Here is an 18,388-nt window from a genome sequence, read left to right on the forward strand (position 1 = left end):
AGGCGACGCCGTGATTGGCCTTGTTAGAATTGTCTTATCTCCGAAAACAAAATATCCCCGTATCCCCACACAAACGTCGCAACTGCCGTGAAAAGGACAGCGAAGTACGGTAAAACCCTTATTAATGGATGATACCGGTCTTTAATCTGCAATGCCGACGGCGGAATTTGGTTTATTTGGCGCACGTCGTTGACCAGTTTATAAAGGTGGTAGTCTACGAAAACCATCGTTATGGTCATCAGTGAGCCGCTTCGCTGAAACCATGAAGAGGGCGGCTCCCCAAAATGGTTTAGAAAACCGGTCCACCCAGAAACAAAAAAAGCCACTGCGGCAAGGAATCCCCCGATAACAAACAGGACACCGTTTCTGTACATGACCCTCCAGGGTTCACTTTCAATGGTTTTCTTGCTCAAAAAAACTCCAATTTGTATTTTCAAGAGCTTTGGCTTTGCGGCGTACCGAAGTGCCAGCGCAGGTGCTCCCGGCAATAGCCATTTGTCAAACGCTTCGAAGCGATATGCTAAGTGCGTGAATAAATACTCGGAAAAGGGGAGGTTATCTTTTAGTGGAGTTAGAGATTAGCTGTCATCTTACACTAATGTTAAGTGATTTTTAGTGCCAATTCTGTCAGCCTTTTTATTCGCTAAACATCAAATACTGCAACTGCCAAAGATCATGCAGCAGTTTGTGGCCGGTTTCATCGGCGCAGTCTTCGGCGGTGAGTTGATCTTGGTTGGCGAGGGTGCGGATCAGGTGGTCGCTGGCGCCTTGGGGGTCCCATTGGGTGCCGTTGATAAAGAGTTTGACCGGTGTGCCTTCGACGTACGCAAAGCGACAGACTGGATCTTTGACCAGGCCTGGTGATTGTTGCAGGGCATCGACAAAGGTTTCCAGATCGGCTTTTTCGGTTTCGTCCAGCGGTTCGGGCAGTTGCTGGGCGCCGCTTTGATCCAGCTGGGTGGCGAAACGCCCCATCCAGGTGTGGAGCAGGGCGTCGTCATCCAGCATTTGTTGAATCAGTAATTTTGCCTGTTGTGCGGCTTCCGGCGGCACTTCGCCGGGGTTTAGGTTGCTGGACCACTTGGGATCACGATACAAGTCTTGAAACGTCTGAGTTTCGGCCAGGTGATCGCCGAGTGAATCCCACATTTCCTGCCCGCGGTAGGTGCGGTAGCCAATGGAGAAGGTCATGCAGTCGTCGTCCAACGCGATGCCGTGATGGCCCCATTTGGGCGGTACATAGAGCACATCGCCGGGGTTGAGCACGTAATCATCCTCGACCTCAAACCGTTGCATCAAACGTAGATCCACGCCTGTCAGGTAATTGGATTCGGTGCAGTCCTGCGCGGTCAGTTGCCAGCGGCGTTGTCCGGCGGCCTGCAGCAGAAATACGTCGTAATGATCAAAATGCGGCCCCACATTGCCGCCGGTGGTGGCATAGCTGGCCATGATGTCGTCGATGCGCCAGCGAGGCAGAAAGTCAAAATGCGTGAGCAGGTCATGCATTTCCGGCAATAGACGATCCATGCCCTGAACCAGCAGCGTCCAATTCTGTTCCGGCAGGGTTTCGTAAGTGGCTTCCTCAAACGGTCCCTGACGCAGTTCGTAATCGGTGTCGCCATGTTGCAACACCATCCGGCTTTCGACCTCGGATTCCAATGACAGACCGGCCATTTCTTCGGGTGTGATCGGCGCGTCAAAATCAGGCAGGGCATTTTTAAGCAATACCGGTTTTTGTTGCCAGTAGTCACTTAAAAAGGTTTGGAGATCAATGTCTTGAAACTGAATCATAAAATCGGCTTTAAACTAACAGTAGAGGAATGGAGGGGCTCAAAAGCATGGAATCCTTTGTGCGTGTCCAGAGCGAGATAAAAATGAGAAAAAATCTTGTTGAGCAAGGCGGGAAATGCAGACCATAGCAACGCTATGGTCAAATTTTCCAACGCAGATCAGCGGGATTTTAGCCATTTTTAGCCGTTATTGACGCGCTCGAAGGGTTCCTCCAACCAGGCCTGGTAAGTTTTAGTGGTTTTTACCAGGCCTGGTTAAAAAGGTCGAACGCTTTTTAGCGCCCTTTGATCATGGTCAGAGCCAGTTCGATGTTTTTGGCCTGTTGGGCGGCGTTGCCGATGTAGCTGGCCGGGGTCATGGCTTTGAGCTGTTCTTTGGCTTCGGGTGGCAGGTCCAACCCGTCCACAAACGCCTGCATGCCCGCTTGATCCACGCGGTTGCCACGGGTCAGGTCTTTGAGCTTTTCATACGGTTTTTCGATGCCGTAACGGCGCATGACGGTCTGGATGGCTTCGGCGAGGATTTCCCAGTTGTTGTCCAAATCCTGTGCCATGGCTTCGGCGTTAACTTCGAGTTTGTTCAAGCCTTTCAGCGTTGCCTGCAGCGAGATGACGGTGTGCGCCACACCCACGCCCAGATTACGCAACACGGTGGAGTCGGTCAGGTCACGCTGCCAGCGGGAAATCGGCAGTTTCTGACCCAGGTGATCAAAAATCGCGTTGGCGATGCCCAGGTTGCCTTCGGAGTTTTCAAAGTCAATCGGATTGACCTTGTGCGGCATGGTGGATGAGCCGATTTCGCCGGCCACGGTCTTCTGCTTGAAGAAGTTATTGGAAATGTAGGCCCAGATGTCGCGATCGAAATCGATCAGAATCGTGTTGTAACGTTGCAGGGTATGGAAATACTCGGCAATGTAGTCATGCGGCTCGATCTGGATGGTGTAGGGGTTCCACAACAGGCCCAGGCTTTGCACAAACTGTTCGGTCAGCTCATACCAGTTGATCGCCGGATACGCCGCCAGATGCGCGTTGTAGTTGCCGGTCGCGCCGTTGATTTTGCCCATGATGGACACGTTCATCAGTTGTTTGACCTGACGCTGCAGACGGTAGGCTACGTTGGCGAATTCCTTGCCCGCGGTGGTGGGCGAGGCAGGCTGGCCGTGGGTGCGCGACAGCATGGGGATTTCGGCCATGTCTTCGGCCATGGACGCGATCTTGTCGATCACTTCCTGCATTTGTGGGACCAGCAGTTGAGCGCGTGCGTCTTTGAGCATCAGGGCATAGGCCAGATTATTGATGTCTTCCGAGGTGCAGGCAAAATGCACGAATTCGCTGATCGCATTGAGTTCTTCGTTGTCGCCGAAGTGTTCTTTGATCAGGTATTCAACCGCTTTCACATCGTGGTTGGTGGTGCGCTCGATCTCTTTGACGCGCTGGGCCATCTCCAGAGAGAATTCGTCCACCAGCTTCAGCAGGTGGTTCTGTGCCGCGTCGGACAGCTCAGGCACTTCGGGAATGCCCGGGTGGTTGGCCAGCATGCGCAGCCAGGCGACTTCAACCCGAACGCGGTTTTTGATCAGCCCATATTCGCTGAAAATTTCTTTCAGTGGCGCGAGGCGCGCTCCATAACGGCCATCAATCGGTGAAATCGCGGTCAGTTCTGACAATTGCATGCGGGAACCCTTTTTTAAATGATTGGAAATGCGCGTATTATAAAGGAATTGCATTGTTTTTTTGCGAGTTCCTGATCAGGGGAGGAAGAATGTCACACGTCGCAGACCGCCACACGAATCGGTTCATCCGGGGGGTTAACCCCCGTCGCGCCGGATGGCGCAGAGTTTTGGCCGTCGTTGCGGTGCTGGCTTGCCTGAGCCTGCCTGGAAAACCGTTGGTGGCCGCGACGCTGACCACCCAGACGATTGCCTCAGGGCTGGGTGTGACCTGGGGCATGGATTTTCTGGATGCCGAACGTATGGTGCTGACGCAGCGTTCTGGTCGGGCCGGGGTATTGAATGTGACCTCCGGCACGGTGACCTGGCTTGAAGGCGTGCCCGAGGTGCATGATCGGGGGCAAGGGGGCTTGCTGGATGTGAAGCGCGCACCCGATTATGTGCAAAGCGGCTGGCTTTATTTTACTTACAGCCAGCCTAAAGGCATGGGCGCGGTGACGGTTTTGGCGCGTGCCAGGCTGGCCGAGCGTCGTCTGGTGGATTGGGAAGATTTGCTGGTGACCCAATCGGCTTCGAGCCGCAACATTCATTTTGGCAGTCGCATTGCGTTTGATCAGCAGGGGCACGTCTTTTTTACCGTGGGAGATCGGGGACAGCGTGACAAGGCGCAGGACCTGGGAAATCATGCAGGCACGGTGATTCGACTGAATCTGGATGGCTCTGTGCCCGACGATAATCCGTTTGCCAAAGACCCTCAGGCGCTGGCTGAAATCTGGAGTTATGGTCACCGCAATCCGCAGGGGCTTTATTACGATGCCGAGCATGACATTCTGTGGGCAATCGAGCACGGACCTCAGGGCGGGGATGAGTTAAACCGCATTGAAAAAGGGCAAAACTACGGCTGGCCGGAGGTCACGCAAGGCAAGGAGTATGTCACAGGCTTTGATATCGGCGTCGATCACAAAGCAGGCATGGTGGATCCGGTGAAAGTTTACACGCCATCGATTGCGCCCAGCGATCTGGTCAAACAGGGCACGGCTTTATGGACGGGCGCGCTCGCCTTGACCCATCTGAACCAGATTCAACTGAATGCCAAACAGGAACCGGTGGAAGAACGCCGCCATTTCAAAGCACGCGGGGAGCGAGTGCGCAGCCTAACCGTGAGCACACATGGCGAACTGTACATGGCCACGGATGCGGGGCGCGTTTATCGGATCAGCGCCGCCGAGTAAACGTGGCTTGCAGGGCCCGGACGTTAACAGCGATCCTCATGAATGCACTCAATCAGGCGGGCCACCTGACGTCGGCAACAGCCGTTGCCATCGCTGGCGTAAGTGATCTGCTGCACCTTTTCGCGCGTGTCGGCACCGGCTGCAATCGCTCGGATCACATCAATCTTTGGCACTTCATTGCACATGCACAGATTTTGGTTGAGGTCTTTTTTTAAGATGTCCGGCAGTTTGGCCAGTGCCTGTTGGGTTTTGTCATCCATGCGTTTCTTTGCGCGCTTAAGCGAGGCGCGTCGCTGTGGTAAAATACCTCTATTCTAATTTATTCATTATCCAAACCAAAAGGAATCCTGCATGTTAAAAGCCTATCTGGAGCATGTTGCTGAGCGCGAAGCACAGAACATTCCGCCATTGCCGATGGACGCACAGCAGACCGCTGAGCTGGTCGAGTACATCAAAAACCCTCAGTCATTGTCGAGTGATGAACTTGAGATGGTGATGGATCTGTTTGTCAATCGCGTGCCACCGGGCGTGGACGACGCTTCTTATGTCAAAGCCGGTTTTCTGGCGGACGTCGCGGCGGAAAACGTCGCCGTTGAGGCGATTACCCCGGAAAAAGCGGTGTTCTATCTGGGCACCATGCTGGGCGGCTACAACGTGCAACCTTTGGTCGATCTGCTTGACAGCGACAATGATGCGGTCGCCGCCGAAGCCGTCAAGGCGCTGTCTCAGACCCTGCTGGTCTATGATGCCTACAACGATGTGCTGGAAAAATCCAAAACCAACGCCAACGCTAAGAAGGTGTTGGAATCCTGGGCCGAGGCCGAATGGTTCCAGGCCAAGCCTAAAATGCCTGAACAGATTACGGTCACCGTGTTTAAAGTCGATGGCGAGACCAATACCGATGATCTGTCACCGGCCACCGCGGCCTGGTCTCGTCCGGACATTCCGCTGCATGCCAAGGAGATGCTTTCGGCACGCATTGATGATCTCGATGCCACCATTGCCGAACTGGAAGCCAAGGGCAATCCCGTGGCGTACGTTGGTGACGTGGTGGGGACCGGTTCGTCGCGTAAATCGGCCATGAACTCGGTGATGTGGTATTTCGGTGATGACATCCCTTATGTGCCCAACAAGCGCAAAGGCGGCGTGGTGCTGGGCGGCAAGATTGCGCCGATTTTCTTTAACACCGCCGAGGATTCCGGTGCTCTGCCCATCGAATGCGATGTGGAAAAGCTGGAAATGGGCGATGTGATCACGATCTACCCGTATGACGGCAAAATCGTGAACGAAGCCGGCGAGACCGTCTCCACTTTTGAGTTGGCGCCGGACACCATGCCGGACGAAGTGCGCGCCGGTGGCCGTGTGCCGCTGATCATCGGTCGTGGTTTGACCGATAAATCACGTGAAGCCCTCGGACTGCCGCCTTCGGATGTGTTCATCCGCCCGCAGGATAAGTCTCAGGCCGATCACGGCTATACGCTTGCCCAGAAAATGGTGGGCAAAGCCTGTGGCATCGAGGGTGTGCGCCCCGGCATGTATTGTGAGCCGCGCATGACCACCGTGGGGTCGCAGGATACCACCGGCGCGATGACACGGGATGAAATGAAAGAGCTGGCCTGTCTGGGCTTCAATGCGGATCTGGTGATGCAGTCCTTCTGTCACACCGCGGCTTACCCCAAGCCGGTGGACGTTAAGCTGCAGCACACATTGCCCGAGTTTTTCACCAGCCGGGGTGGGGTGTCTCTGCGTCCGGGCGACGGGGTGATTCACTCCTGGTTGAACCGTCTGCTCTTGCCCGACACGGTTGGTACCGGCGGTGATTCGCACACGCGTTTCCCGATCGGTATTTCCTTCCCGGCTGGTTCCGGTCTGGTCGCGTTCGGCGCGACACTGGGCGTGATGCCGCTGAACATGCCCGAATCGGTTCTGGTGCGTTTCAAAGGCGAAATGCAACCGGGCGTGACCCTGCGCGATCTGGTGAACGCCATTCCGTATCAGGCGATCCAGGACGGATTGCTGACCGTCGAGAAAAAAGGCAAAAAGAACATTTTCAATGGTCGCGTGTTGGAAATCGAAGGCTTGGAACACTTGAAGGTCGAGCAGGCGTTTGAGTTGTCCGATGCCTCGGCCGAGCGTTCGGCCAACGGTTGTGTGGTCAAACTGGGTAAAGACCCGATCATCGAGTACCTGAAGTCCAACATGGCGTTGATCGACTGGATGGTGGAAAACGGTTACGAAGACGCGCGCACGCTGCTGCGTCGTCGTGATGCCATGCAGGCCTGGATCGATAACCCGGAGCTGATGGAAGCCGACAGCGATGCGCAGTACACCGAAGTGATCGAAATCGACCTGAACAACATCAAGGAGCCGATTGTGGCCTGCCCGAACGATCCGGATGATGTGAAACTGATGTCGGAAGTGGAAGGCACCAACATTGATGAAGTTTTCATTGGTTCGTGCATGACCAACATCGGTCATTACCGTGCCGCCGGCAAGGTGCTGGAACAGATGGGGACCGTGCCTACGCGCCTGTGGATCGCGCCGCCGACCAAAATGGATGAACGTCAGTTGATCGAAGAAGGTTATTACAGCATCTACGGCAAAATCGGTGCGCGCACCGAAATGCCCGGCTGTTCGCTTTGCATGGGCAACCAGGCGCGTGTGGCCGATGGCGCCACCGTCTTCTCAACTTCCACCCGTAACTTCCCCAACCGACTGGGCAACGGGGCCAACGTCTATCTGGGCTCGGCCGAGCTGGCTGCGGTCTGTTCGGTTCTGGGACGCATTCCGACGCACGCGGAATACATGGACGCGGTGTCGATGCTCAACACCATGTCGGGTGAGGTTTATCGTTATCTGCAGTTCGACGAAATGCCGGACTATAAGGTGGAATCACCCAAGCAGTTGTCCGACATCGGGGTGGCCGTGGCCTAGCCTCGGGAACCCCTCTCAGTGGACGGCTCGCTTGGGCGTGCCGTCACGATTTGCAAAACCGACTTCCGGCCGAGGCTGGGGTCGGTTTTTTTATGGCTGGCAGGACAGGAAAATCGGTTTTTTACCAGGCCTGGTAAAAAGCAATGCGCGCAAACGGTTCAGTCGTTTTTGCTGACGACCACGCAGTTTCGGCCCCGGTTTTTAGCCTGATAAAGCAGCGAATCGGCGGTTTGCATAAAGGAATCCACGCTGTCGTTTGACTGAAGCGTGTGCACACCAAAGCTGGCCGTGACCGTGAAGGGGAAGCTTTGGTCGGCGGCCAGGGTCTGACGCAGACGTTCAGCCACTTTGTAGGCATCGGTTCGGCGGGTGTCTGGCAGCAGAATGGCAAATTCTTCGCCGCCCCAGCGGGCGATGATGTCTTTGCGCGTCAGGCCGTCGGAAATCAGGTCGCTGGTGTGTTTGAGCACCTGGTCGCCCAGCAGGTGGCCGTGTTCGTCATTGATCTGCTTGAAGTGGTCGATGTCAAAAAAGATCACGCTCAAAGGGGTTTTTTCCTGGCGGGATTGGGCCATGGAATCAAACAGCAGGCGCTTGAATCCGTTACGGTTGTAAACGCCGGTTAAGTTATCCGTGCGCGCCTGCCAGGCCAATTGCTTCTGACGCCGCACCAGTTTGCGCAGATAAAAATAGCCCAGCCAGCCCAACAGCAGTAGCAAGACCTGATTGGTGGCCAGATGACGCCAGAAATCCTGGCGCATCTCGGCCAGCGCCTGATTGCGCTGATGATTGACAATGTAGCCGACAAACTGGCCTGAGACGTCGTGCAGGGGCAGAAAGTGAATCAGATAATCCTGCTGGTCCAGGGTCATGACAAGGTGATGTAAGTGGTCCTGTTGTAAGTCCGGCGCACGACCGGCATCAAACTCAGCTCTGACAGCACGGTGTAATCGGGTCATTTCCGACTGTGTCAGGCGTTGGGGTGGCTTGGGCCGAAAATCATCCGGGATTGTTGGCTGGCGGGCATTTAGGCTGGACAGGTACAAGCGTTTGTCGACCATGAACTGATCCGACACTTCGGAAACCTGATAATTGTCCCGCTCAGAGGGCAACACTTTTCGGGTGACATGCTCTTTTCTGAGCATCAAGTTGAAATACTCGGCATGACCGTGACTGATGCTGTTGAACAACGCATCCATGGCAAACGAAATTTCCACGGTGCCCACGAATTCTTCTTGATAAATAATGGGAAAGACATGACGTAAGCCATTGAAAACACGACCTTCTTCAAAACCGCTGACCGGGCTAAGGGTTTGGTTGACCAGGTTGATGCTGTTGCGAGCACTGGAGAGGTCGTCACCGAACATGCTGGGGCGATGAAACCGCAGAAAGCTGATGCCACCCGGCAAATGGAAATGCAATTGACGCAGGTAATCAGCCGACAGAAGTTTGTAAGTTGGCAAAAGCGTTTGATAAAGGTGCTGGCGTGCGATGGTTTTTTCCGCGTCGGTGCCATGATGTGCATTGGCCATCAGTCGAAACACCGAATCTTTGAACAGGCTGGACTTATAAATGGTCAAAGCGTGCAGGCTGAGCGCTCGCAAGCTGGAATTGAGACTGGACTGTTCCTGGCTGGCGGAATATTGCAGATAACTGCGCTTTTGTGACTGATAACTGTCGACATTGAGCCACAGACTCAACAAGCTCAGCACCACCAACAGAATCACGGTCAGAAACAGTGTGGTTCTGTGGGTGGTGGCCTGAGTTGATTGAGCGCGGGTCATGGGCATGTCAGAGCAACCCCGTATCCTGGGCTTCCTGCAACGCGGCTTCAGCCATTTCCTGAAACCCCGATTCCGACAGTTTGAGACGCTTGAGAAGTCCTTGACTGGTCTCTGTGAGAATGCCGGGTTGCTCACCCACCAGTCCATTCTCGTAACCAAGGTAAAAGGCGCCAGCCTGTGCCAGTGCAGTCAGTCGTGCCGGCGCCTGAAATTCACGCGGCACCAGCGCCGGATTGTGGTGGCCCAGAATGCCCATGACCACCGGCTTGGGAAGCTGCCAGCGGTTGACCATGCGTGCGCTCACGTGTGCATGCGTGGTGGCAAACTGGTCTTTTTCGGCGGCAATCTGACGTCCGGCCTTGCCCTGGCTGGTTTCTCGAACGGCTTGAATCCCTTCGGGCGAATACAGGGCCAGCAGATAGACTCCCAAGTCATGAAACAGCCCCATGGAAAACGCCTGATCTTCGTCCACCCGACAGTGAGGTCCCAGCGCTTTGGCAATGAATGCCGACACCATCGAATGGGTGAGATAGGCTTCCTGATCAAGGGCAGTCGGCGACCCGAACATGGTGTAAAAATTCCAGGTGACAATCAGCAGGCGCACATCATTGTTGCCCATCAGCGAAATGGCGTCCGCCAGGTCGGTGACTTGCTTGCTGCCGGGATTGAAACGGGCACTGTTGGCCGACTTGAGCAGTCCGGTGGAAATCCGCGGATCGGTACGAAGCAGGGCCACGACATGCTTGAGGTGTGAACCTTTTGCCGAAGCCATCAGGGCGTCGTATTCGGCCAGCAACCCGGAAAAAGTCGGCAGATTTTTGAGGTGATCCAAGCGGTCGATGACCTCGGTGCTGGTAATGCGTTGTGTCATAAAGGAGCTGTCTTTCCTGAGCCAGTGACGTCTTCACCAGGCCTGGTGAAAAGGTCAACATTTCAAACGCCGGTTCTGCCGTGAGTGGGTGAAAACCAGTCAACAATAAGCCTGCCTTGGGCAAAAAGCCTGGCAGGACGTGTTATTTCAGTGTACTGATATATTGCGTCAATTGGGCCGCGGTTTCGGCACCGATATTGCCCATCAATTGTTCCATAAAGGTTTTTTCGGCTTCATAAACACGGGTATTCGGCTCTTCGATCACTGAACGTGCCACATAGCCGACATCGCCCAGTTCATCGATCAAGCCGTTTTGCGTGGCTTCGTCACCCAGCCAGACCAGTCCGGTGAAGGTGTTTTCGTTTTCCTGCAGGCGGTCGCCCCGACCCTGGCGGACCGCTTCAATAAACTGCTGATGGGTGCGCTCGAGAATGTGTTCTTTGAAAAAAGCACGGCCGGATTCGTCTTTTGGGCTGAAGGGGTCAATGAACGCTTTGTGGTCCCCGGCATGCATGGAGCGATTTTCGATGCCGAGCTTTTCCATCAGGCCGGTCACACCGAACGTATCCATGCGAACGCCGATGGAGCCGACAATGGAGCCTTTGTTGGCGTAAATGCGGTCCGCCGCCACCGCAATGTAGTAGCAGCCCGAGGCACAGATGTCTTCGACCACCACATAAACCGGCTTGTTGTGTTTCTGTTTCAGGCGAGTGATTTCGTCATTGATCAGCGCCGATTGCACCGGGCTGCCGCCGGGCGAATTAGCTCGAATCACGACGGCCTTGGAGGCTTCGGAGCGAAAGGCTTCACGCAACAGCGGGTTGAAGACCTGGGCGCTGTTGAGCCCGTCGGGCATGATCGCGCCATTTAGATTGACAATGGCGGTGTGGGTCTTGCCAAGTGCAACGTCTTCGGCTGGTGAGAACTGTCTGGCAAACATCACCAGCGTAAACAGGATGTAGGCGATCACCGCCAGTTTGAGCAGATTGGTCCAGCGGCGCGACCAGCGTTCCTGTTTGATAAAGGTTTCAGCCGCCAGGGCCAGACGGTTCAAACCGTCGGATTGCTGGTTTTTTGTCGGCTTGTCCTGCTCATCCCACATGGCAAATCCTTTATAATAGCGACGTTTAAAACCGTTTATTATAAGCGAAACCAAGTCAGGATTGCGTGCCCGATGGCGGAAACCGAGCAAAAAAAATTCGACATAGAAGCCTTCTTGAAACACCTGACTCAGCGTCCCGGTGTTTACCGGATGCTGGATGAGGACGATGAAATCATCTATGTCGGCAAGGCCAAAAATCTCAAACGCCGCGTCTCGAGTTATTTCAAAAAAAAGCACGACGAAATTAAGACCCGCGCCATGGTGGCACAGGTGGCACGGGTTGAGGTGACGGTCACGGACACCGAATCCGAAGCCTTGATTTTGGAAAATACCCTGATCAAACGTTACAAACCGCGCTATAACATCTTGTTTCGCGATGATAAGTCTTATCCCTATATCTTTGTTTCCACAACAAAAACCTATCCGTCTCTGAGTTATCATCGAGGAGCCAAGCGTCGGCGCGGTCGTTATTTCGGTCCCTTTCCCAATGCCTCGGCCGTGCATCAGACGTTGCATGCCCTGCAGAAAATTTTTCCGGTGCGTCAATGCGCCGAAACCGTGTTTCAGAACCGTTCCCGTCCCTGTCTGCAGTATCAGATCAAACGCTGTTCCGGTCCCTGCATCGAGGGGTTGGTGAGCAAAGAACAATATGATGAAGACGTGGCGCACACCATGGCCTTTCTGGAAGGCAAAAGCTTTGAGGTGATTGAGTCGCTCGGACACAAAATGGAGGCCGCGGCCGAGGCGCTGGAATTTGAAAAAGCCGGAGACTATCGAGACAAAATCCAGGCTTTGCGTGCGATTCAGAGTCAGCACCTGATCAACCAGCCCGGCGCCAAGGACATGGACGTGGTAGCGCTGGCCGAGCAGGGCAATGTGGTCTGCTTGGCGGTGATGATGTATCGCGGCGGCAGCCTCTGGGGCAGTGATCATCATTTTCCCAAGGCCTATCGTCCCAAAGCAGACGTGTCGGCAGACGGGGCATCGAATGCCGAAGATGGCCTGGCCACTGAAGTGCTGTCGGCGTTTTTATTGCAGCATTACTTAACGTTCCCGGCGCCACATAAAATCCTATTGTCGAACCCGGTGGATGAAAAAGCGGGACTGGAAGCACTGCTGGCCGATAAAACGCGTCATAAGGTACAGTTGAAACAACCCAGCTCGCAAACCGATAAAGGTTTGATGCAACTGGCCCAAACCAACGCGCAAACGGGGCTTAAACAGCGCCTGACTCAGCGAGCTTCCCAGCAGGACCGGCTTCAGGCCTTGCAAACGGTGCTGGGATTGGGCGAAGCGCCGGACCACATGGAATGTTTTGACATCAGTCACACCCAGGGCCAGCAAACCGTTGCCAGTTGTGTGGTCTTCAAAGAAGGGGTGCCCGAACCCAGTGCCTATCGCAAATTCAACATCGAAGGCATACAGGGCGGCGATGATTACGCAGCGATGCATCAGGCCCTGACACGGCGCTATAAACGCGTGCTCAGTGAACAGCAGCCCATGCCGGATCTGATTGTGATCGATGGGGGCAAAGGTCAGCTCAATCAGGCGATTGATGTGTTTGATGAGTTGGGGCTGGACACGCAGCGCTTGGTGTCGGTGGCCAAAGGTGAGGGACGCAAAGCCGGACTGGAAATTCTGTATACACCGCTTAACCGCGAAGGCATTGATCTGGAATCGGATGACATGGCGCTGCACCTGGTCAATTACATTCGTGATGAAGCACACCGGTTTGCGATCACCAGTCACCGTCGTCGCCGACAGAAGGCACAGACGCAGTCTCAGTTGCAGGACATCCCCGGTGTTGGGGCCAAGACCCGTCAGAAGCTGCTGACCCATTTCGGTGGATTGCAGGAAGTCAAAAATGCGGCCATGTCAGAATTGCAGAAAGTGCCGGGCATCAGTGCCAGTCTCGCGCAAACCATTTATGATTTTTATCACGGCGAGGTTTGACTGGAGGCCACAGGCGCCGTCACGCTGTTTCACCGCGGTGGCTGTGGTAAACTAGCCGCTTTGAATTGCTAACTAACCAAAAAGATCCGTTCATGTTTCGTTTACAAGCTTTGCCCATGTGGATGACCTGGTCGCGCGTTGTGCTGATTCCGGTCTTCATCGTGTTGTATTACTCGCCACTGGAAGACGCCCGTTTCTGGGCCGGTTGGGTGTTTCTGATCGCCGCGGTGACCGACTGGTTTGATGGGTACTTTGCACGCAAATTCGGCAGTGCCTCGCCATTGGGTGCGTTTCTGGACCCGGTGGCCGACAAGCTGATCGTCGCCGCTGCGCTGGTCATCGTGGCAGTGGAATACCAGAATCTCTGGGTGACGCTCTCGGCCATTGTGATTCTGATGCGTGAAGTCAGCATTTCGGCGCTGCGTGAATGGATGGCGGAAAACAACGCACGGGAAGTCGTGGCGGTGTCCGGTCTAGGCAAAATCAAAACCGCTTCGCAGATGGCAGCGGTGACCTGGTTGATTTATGGCGGCACGCTCTGGGGCATCAACTGGGGGGCATTGGGCTTCCCCATGCTGTATTTCGCTGCGATTCTGACACTGGTGACCTGGATTCAATACACGCGTGCGGCCTTGCCGGTGATTCTGGAAGCCGATCGCGACGCCAAACCCTGAGCCAAGCCCTGATAAGTTTCTGAAACGAAATGTCTTTTTGACCAGGCCTGGTCAAAAAGACAGGGAGGCCGCAACCGACCGGCTGGCTTACAGGGCCTGGATGCGGCTTTCAGGCAAATTTTGACCATATTTTTGCTTGTAATTTGCCTGACATCTTCTATAATAGCGCATCATTATGACAAGCGGGAATAGCTCAGCGGTAGAGCACAACCTTGCCAAGGTTGGGGTCGCGAGTTCGAACCTCGTTTCCCGCTCCAGATCATGGCGGAATGGCAGAGTGGCTATGCAGCGGATTGCAAATCCGTGTACCTCGGTTCGACTCCGGGTTCCGCCTCCATATTTATACCATCCCTCTTTACTTCTATCCCGGCCCAGGTGGCGAAATTGGTAGACGCAAGGGACTTAAAATCCCTCGGAACGAAAGTTCCGTGCCGGTTCGATTCCGGCCCTGGGCACCACTTTGATGCGATGGTTACTGTTTGTCACTTCTCTCCCTAGATTACGCGCCGTTCGGCCTGTTTCCACATCTGAAAAATTTGTGTTTGCCGTCATTTGGTTATAAGGTTTATGAATGTTCATCATAAAAAAGGCCGTGACGGATGTTTGCGATTTACAACATTCAGGGACGATCGTTTCGTAACAGCCTGGAAGAGCTGCGCCGGGTTCGCCAGCCAGACGCCGCAGAAGGCCCCGGTTTTCAGCAGGATGTGGCCGAAGATGAAACCCTGATCATTCAGGGTGTCTCTTCCGGTGACGCCCCCACGCCCAAAGGGTTACAAGCCTATCGTCAGATGATTCACAGCAATGAGCGTGAGAAGGTGCTTCACGTCAATCAGGTGATGAGTCATCCCGTGGTGACCCTGTCCATTCATACCTCGATCGAGGCTGCCTTTCAGCGCTTTCAAACGCATGGTTTCACACAGTTGCCGGTGATCGACGACAAACACTTTCTGGTCGGGTTGCTGACGCTGGTGGATTTGATGCACGTCATTTCCACGGATGGCACCCATGTTTTCAGTTTGCCCGAGCAGACCATTGCCGATGTGATGATCAAGGAAGTGATTACCGCCGACCCGATTACCGATGTGCGGCGTGTGGCAAAGGTGATGGCCGATTATGGTCTGACGGCGGTGCCCGTGGTCAATGAGCAGGATGCCATCGTCGGCATCGTGACGCGCACGGATCTGATCAAAGCCATTGCCACGGACCCGCCCCTGAGCCTTTGGACCTAAGCAGACCCAAACCCAGACCCTGACCCAGAATTCAGGCTGGTTTGTCTTGCAAACGACGTTGATCGTGTTCACTTAGCAAATCATACACAAACAGGTTGCGGCGCTGGTGTTGCCCGACGTCCCGTACCTTTGGGTAAGGGCTCGGGCTGACGCAACCCGGGTGGCGCGTCCAGTCAGGGGCGTCCAGTGACAGGCAGTCACAGATTTCGTCGATGAGGGCCGCAAACAGGGCCAGGGTTTGTGGGTGCGCCAGCTTGGGCGTGTCGATGGCAAAGTCATTCAGGTTGGCTTCAATCTCTGCACGGGTGGTCAGTAAGCGTAAACCATTCAGGTATTCGCGCGGTGCGAGAGGTTTATTCAGCGGATCGTCCCGGTCCAATGCCAGATAAAGATCAAATGTTTCCTGTAGAGATCGCGTTCGCATGACTTAAATCTAACAGAAAAAAAGCGAAACGGGGAACCAAGATAGCTAAAAAAGCCAGTACATCAAGTGTGGCTAAGGAAGGAAGGTGGCGATGTACTGGCAACCCTTGAAATGAAGCAACAACTTCACTCAATTTCTATTGTACGAATAATTTAATAATGTACAACCTTCGTATAGAAAATAGTGTGTTTATTTTGAGGGCGGCTCGGGAACGGACGCCCAGAATTGTTGCCAGTTCTGATGTTTCAGTGCGGCAGCGATGGGTGTAATAGACTGAAAGCGCACCATTGACCCGGGCTGAGCCTGGGCCAGTCTGTACAAGTCTTGTGGCAAAAGGGCGCCCACCTTGGGGTAACCGCCGATGGTAGGGCGATCGGCCTGCATGGCGATCGGCTCGCCGCTGGGTGGAATTTGGATGCTGCCATCGGCCATGGGTTCGGACAGCATTTTGTGATACGGCACCTCAATGGGCAGATGGGCCTGCAGACGGGTGGCCACCCGCCCGCTTTGCGACGACACTTGAAACGCCTGGTTCAAAAACGCCTGACGAGCAGCGTGATCAAAGTCGCGCCACTGAAAGCCTGGTATGAATCTCAGCACAAGCGGTGAGGTGGTGTTTTGCATCATGCAACCGGGAGGCAGTTCTTGTGTTGTGATCGGCCCCGGGTCTTGTGGCGCGATTGCGAGGGCATCGCCTGTTTTGAGCGCTTGGCCGATCTGTTCACGCAGGGTAACGGACCGGCTATCGAACCATTTTGGGGTTTGCCAGCCGCCCCAGACACCCAAATAAGCAAACAGTCCCTGTCTGGGATGCGTCCAACTCAAGCGGTCACCGGGCTGAACGACAAACGGCTGGTAGCGCGGGTGTGGCACGTCATTGATTCGAAAATCCAGATCGGCGCCGGTCACCACAGCGTAAAGAGTGGTTTCGGCTTTGAGTTCGCAGCCGCCCATGGGGATTTCCAGCGCCGCGTAGTGCAACGGTTGCGCTAACAGACGGTTGGCGGCATAAAACGCGCCCTTGTCCATGGCTCCGGAAGGCGCCAGTCCCTTAGATTGCCATCCGAGTCGGCCTTCGTCCTGAATGCTTGCACCAAACGCATTGCGCTGGACTGTGAGGCCGATTCGGTTGGTGGTGACGGTTGCCTCATCGTTTAAAGGGGCATCTTTGCATTCACGCGGCCATTGATCATAGGTTTCTCGGCTGATGGGGCGAAAACGAACCCGGTCCCCGACCTGAAACCGATCCAGATTGGACGGGTCATTCAAGCTTAGATCCAGTGGTGTGCGCCCGATGATCTGCCACCCGGCCGGGGTGTTGATAGGGTAGATGGCGGTTTGTCGGTCTGCCAGCGCCACCGAGCCGGCAGGGACATCCGCGCGAGGCGCTGGGTGCCGGAGCACCGCCAGCGATTCGGGCAACTGACCCAGGTAGGCAAAGCCGGGGCTGAAACCCACCGCATGCACGCGATAGGTTTGGGCTGTATGCTGCGCAACCAGTGCTTCGACGGAGGTGTGCTTGGTGTTTGCCAACGCCTCGAGATCCCAGCCGAATGCCGGATCGTAGCAGACCGGGATCTCAATCAGGTGTTCTTTCGTAGCCGTTGTGTTTTGACTGACAGCGGTTTGTGACAAGCTTTCAATCGTTTTTATCAGGGCCTGCGCCGAGGTCACCGCTGGTCGGTACTGCACCCATAAAGTGGCGTAGGCGGCCACCAGATTGACGAAGGTGCCCGGGGCACAATCATCCTGAAGGCGGTTCAGAAAATTTTGGATCAGCGCGGGCAGGCGGTCGTCCATTTGCGGTCGCGAATCTGAGGGACGCTGCCAAGTCAAAAGCAGGCTGTCGGCGGATACCACCTGGGTATGAATGACCCAGTCGTCCTTCATGCGGTTTGTCCCAGAGCGATTAACGCTTCGACCGAGGCCGGGTTGTCGGAGTGAAAACACAGGGAATGCGCCTGCATCGGGTGGTGTGGGTCCTGCGTTTGTTCAAAAAACAACCAGGCCTGGTCAATAATGCCTTGAGCGTCGGTGTGCAGACAGTCAGGCTCATGGCGGGGCGCCAGTTGGCCGTTGGGTTGATAACGACGATCGGCAAACGCTTCCCAGATGATGGGCAGATCCCGGGCCTGGGCCAGATCATGAAAGGCAGCCGTGTCAGGCAACCATTGCGCCATCAGCGGTACGCCCGGAAAACGGTGATCAGCCCAGTCCAGCAAACGGGCAAACAGGGTTTCGGAACGCATCATGTCCAGATACAGCGCGCCATGCGGTTTGATGTGCTGCAAAGGCAGGCCCTGGGAGGCTGCAATCTGTGTCAGTTGGCGGACCTGATCGGTCAGACTCGCTTCGAGTTCCGCCCACGGCAGATTGAGTGATTGGCGCCCAAAGTTCGCTCGGTCGGGGTAGCTGGGATGGGCGCCGATGGCCACGTTATGGGTTTTGGCCAATTGCAGTACCCGCTTCATGCTTTGAGCGTCACCGGCGTGGCCGCCGCAGGCGATATTGGCCTGATCAATGTGCGGCATCACGGCCGCATCAATGTGGGTGTCAGGCTGTTCGCCCAGGTCGCAGTTTTTCAGTAATCTCTTAGAAGGGGTGTGTGGCATCTGCTTGGAACCGTCATCAGGCGCTTGGCGCGTGTTTTGGGGCTTTACTGTCATGGCGTGCTCAAGTAATATGGCCGTTTTTCAGCCAATTGCGAGCAAACGCTTATTCT

General features: G+C 55.0%; 14 protein-coding genes and 3 tRNA genes. 8 read left to right on the plus strand and 9 right to left on the minus strand.

Annotated elements, in window-relative coordinates:
* Positions 1 to 636: 636 nt before the first annotated feature.
* Positions 637 to 1,791 carry a JmjC domain-containing protein gene (locus tag AVO41_RS05935; RefSeq protein WP_068584172.1) on the minus strand — a complete coding sequence of 385 codons (1,155 nt, stop codon included), beginning with the start codon at positions 1,789 to 1,791 and terminating at the stop codon, positions 637 to 639.
* Positions 1,792 to 2,065: 274 nt separating this feature from the next.
* Entirely contained in the window at positions 2,066 to 3,463 is a 1,398-nt protein-coding gene (purB, locus tag AVO41_RS05940) for an adenylosuccinate lyase (RefSeq protein WP_068584802.1), read from the minus strand.
* Between the two features lie 167 nt (positions 3,464 to 3,630).
* Between purB and AVO41_RS05945 the strand changes: the two genes are divergently transcribed.
* Positions 3,631 to 4,692 (plus strand): PQQ-dependent sugar dehydrogenase, encoded by a 1,062-nt coding sequence (locus AVO41_RS05945; RefSeq protein ID WP_068584175.1) that lies wholly within the window; start codon positions 3,631 to 3,633, stop codon positions 4,690 to 4,692.
* A 23-nt stretch (positions 4,693 to 4,715) separates the two neighbouring features.
* Here AVO41_RS05945 and AVO41_RS05950 read toward each other — a convergent pair whose 3' ends face one another.
* Positions 4,716 to 4,952 carry a (2Fe-2S)-binding protein gene (locus tag AVO41_RS05950; RefSeq protein ID WP_068584178.1) on the minus strand — a complete coding sequence of 79 codons (237 nt, stop codon included), beginning with the start codon at positions 4,950 to 4,952 and terminating at the stop codon, positions 4,716 to 4,718.
* A 91-nt stretch (positions 4,953 to 5,043) separates the two neighbouring features.
* Here AVO41_RS05950 and acnB point away from each other — a divergent pair, with 91 nt between their 5' ends.
* Complete coding sequence (gene acnB, locus AVO41_RS05955) at positions 5,044 to 7,626, plus strand: bifunctional aconitate hydratase 2/2-methylisocitrate dehydratase (RefSeq protein WP_068584181.1); 2,583 nt, start codon at positions 5,044 to 5,046, stop codon at positions 7,624 to 7,626.
* Between the two features lie 158 nt (positions 7,627 to 7,784).
* On the opposite strand, the gene AVO41_RS05960 is transcribed toward acnB, so the two are convergent.
* The 3 genes from AVO41_RS05960 to AVO41_RS05970 all read right to left on the minus strand — a co-directional run bounded on the left by AVO41_RS05960 (position 7,785) and on the right by AVO41_RS05970 (position 11,383).
* Positions 7,785 to 9,416, minus strand: a complete 1,632-nt coding sequence (locus AVO41_RS05960; protein WP_068584185.1) for a diguanylate cyclase — start codon at positions 9,414 to 9,416, stop codon at positions 7,785 to 7,787.
* A gap of 1 nt (position 9,417) precedes the next feature.
* The gene (locus tag AVO41_RS05965) at positions 9,418 to 10,281 is read right to left on the minus strand and encodes an HDOD domain-containing protein (RefSeq protein WP_068584188.1); all 864 of its coding nucleotides are present in this window, start codon (positions 10,279 to 10,281) and stop codon (positions 9,418 to 9,420) included.
* 142 nt (positions 10,282 to 10,423) lie between these two features.
* The gene (locus AVO41_RS05970; protein ID WP_068584192.1) at positions 10,424 to 11,383 is read right to left on the minus strand and encodes a S49 family peptidase; all 960 of its coding nucleotides are present in this window, start codon (positions 11,381 to 11,383) and stop codon (positions 10,424 to 10,426) included.
* A 72-nt stretch (positions 11,384 to 11,455) separates the two neighbouring features.
* Between AVO41_RS05970 and uvrC the strand changes: the two genes are divergently transcribed.
* The 6 genes from uvrC (at position 11,456) to AVO41_RS06000 (ending at position 15,242) form a co-directional block, all read left to right on the plus strand.
* Positions 11,456 to 13,336 carry an excinuclease ABC subunit UvrC gene (gene uvrC / locus AVO41_RS05975; RefSeq protein WP_068584195.1) on the plus strand — a complete coding sequence of 627 codons (1,881 nt, stop codon included), beginning with the start codon at positions 11,456 to 11,458 and terminating at the stop codon, positions 13,334 to 13,336.
* A 92-nt stretch (positions 13,337 to 13,428) separates the two neighbouring features.
* Positions 13,429 to 14,010, plus strand: a complete 582-nt coding sequence (gene pgsA / locus AVO41_RS05980; protein WP_068584198.1) for a CDP-diacylglycerol--glycerol-3-phosphate 3-phosphatidyltransferase — start codon at positions 13,429 to 13,431, stop codon at positions 14,008 to 14,010.
* 182 nt (positions 14,011 to 14,192) lie between these two features.
* A tRNA-Gly gene (locus AVO41_RS05985) sits at positions 14,193 to 14,267 on the plus strand.
* 6 nt (positions 14,268 to 14,273) lie between these two features.
* Positions 14,274 to 14,347, plus strand: a tRNA-Cys gene (locus AVO41_RS05990).
* A 32-nt stretch (positions 14,348 to 14,379) separates the two neighbouring features.
* Positions 14,380 to 14,468, plus strand: a tRNA-Leu gene (locus tag AVO41_RS05995).
* A 141-nt stretch (positions 14,469 to 14,609) separates the two neighbouring features.
* A complete protein-coding gene (locus AVO41_RS06000) occupies positions 14,610 to 15,242 on the plus strand; it encodes an HPP family protein (RefSeq protein ID WP_068584201.1) in 633 nt (210 codons plus the stop codon).
* Between the two features lie 31 nt (positions 15,243 to 15,273).
* Here AVO41_RS06000 and AVO41_RS06005 read toward each other — a convergent pair whose 3' ends face one another.
* From AVO41_RS06005 to pxpA, 3 genes are all read right to left on the minus strand, one after another.
* Positions 15,274 to 15,666 (minus strand): hypothetical protein, encoded by a 393-nt coding sequence (locus tag AVO41_RS06005; RefSeq protein WP_153003494.1) that lies wholly within the window; start codon positions 15,664 to 15,666, stop codon positions 15,274 to 15,276.
* Between the two features lie 189 nt (positions 15,667 to 15,855).
* On the minus strand, positions 15,856 to 17,556 hold the full coding sequence (locus tag AVO41_RS06010) for a carboxyltransferase domain-containing protein (RefSeq protein WP_068584207.1): 1,701 nt from the start codon (positions 17,554 to 17,556) through the stop codon (positions 15,856 to 15,858).
* Positions 17,553 to 18,332, minus strand: coding sequence for a 5-oxoprolinase subunit PxpA (pxpA, locus tag AVO41_RS06015; RefSeq protein WP_068584210.1), 780 nt, complete (start codon positions 18,330 to 18,332; stop codon positions 17,553 to 17,555). Before pxpA ends, AVO41_RS06010 begins: the two co-directional genes overlap by 4 nt.
* Between the last annotated feature and the right edge of the window lie 56 nt (positions 18,333 to 18,388).

Origin of the sequence: Thiomicrospira sp. WB1 (genome assembly GCF_001507535.1) — a bacterium.
Lineage (GTDB): Bacteria > Pseudomonadota > Gammaproteobacteria > Thiomicrospirales > Thiomicrospiraceae > Hydrogenovibrio.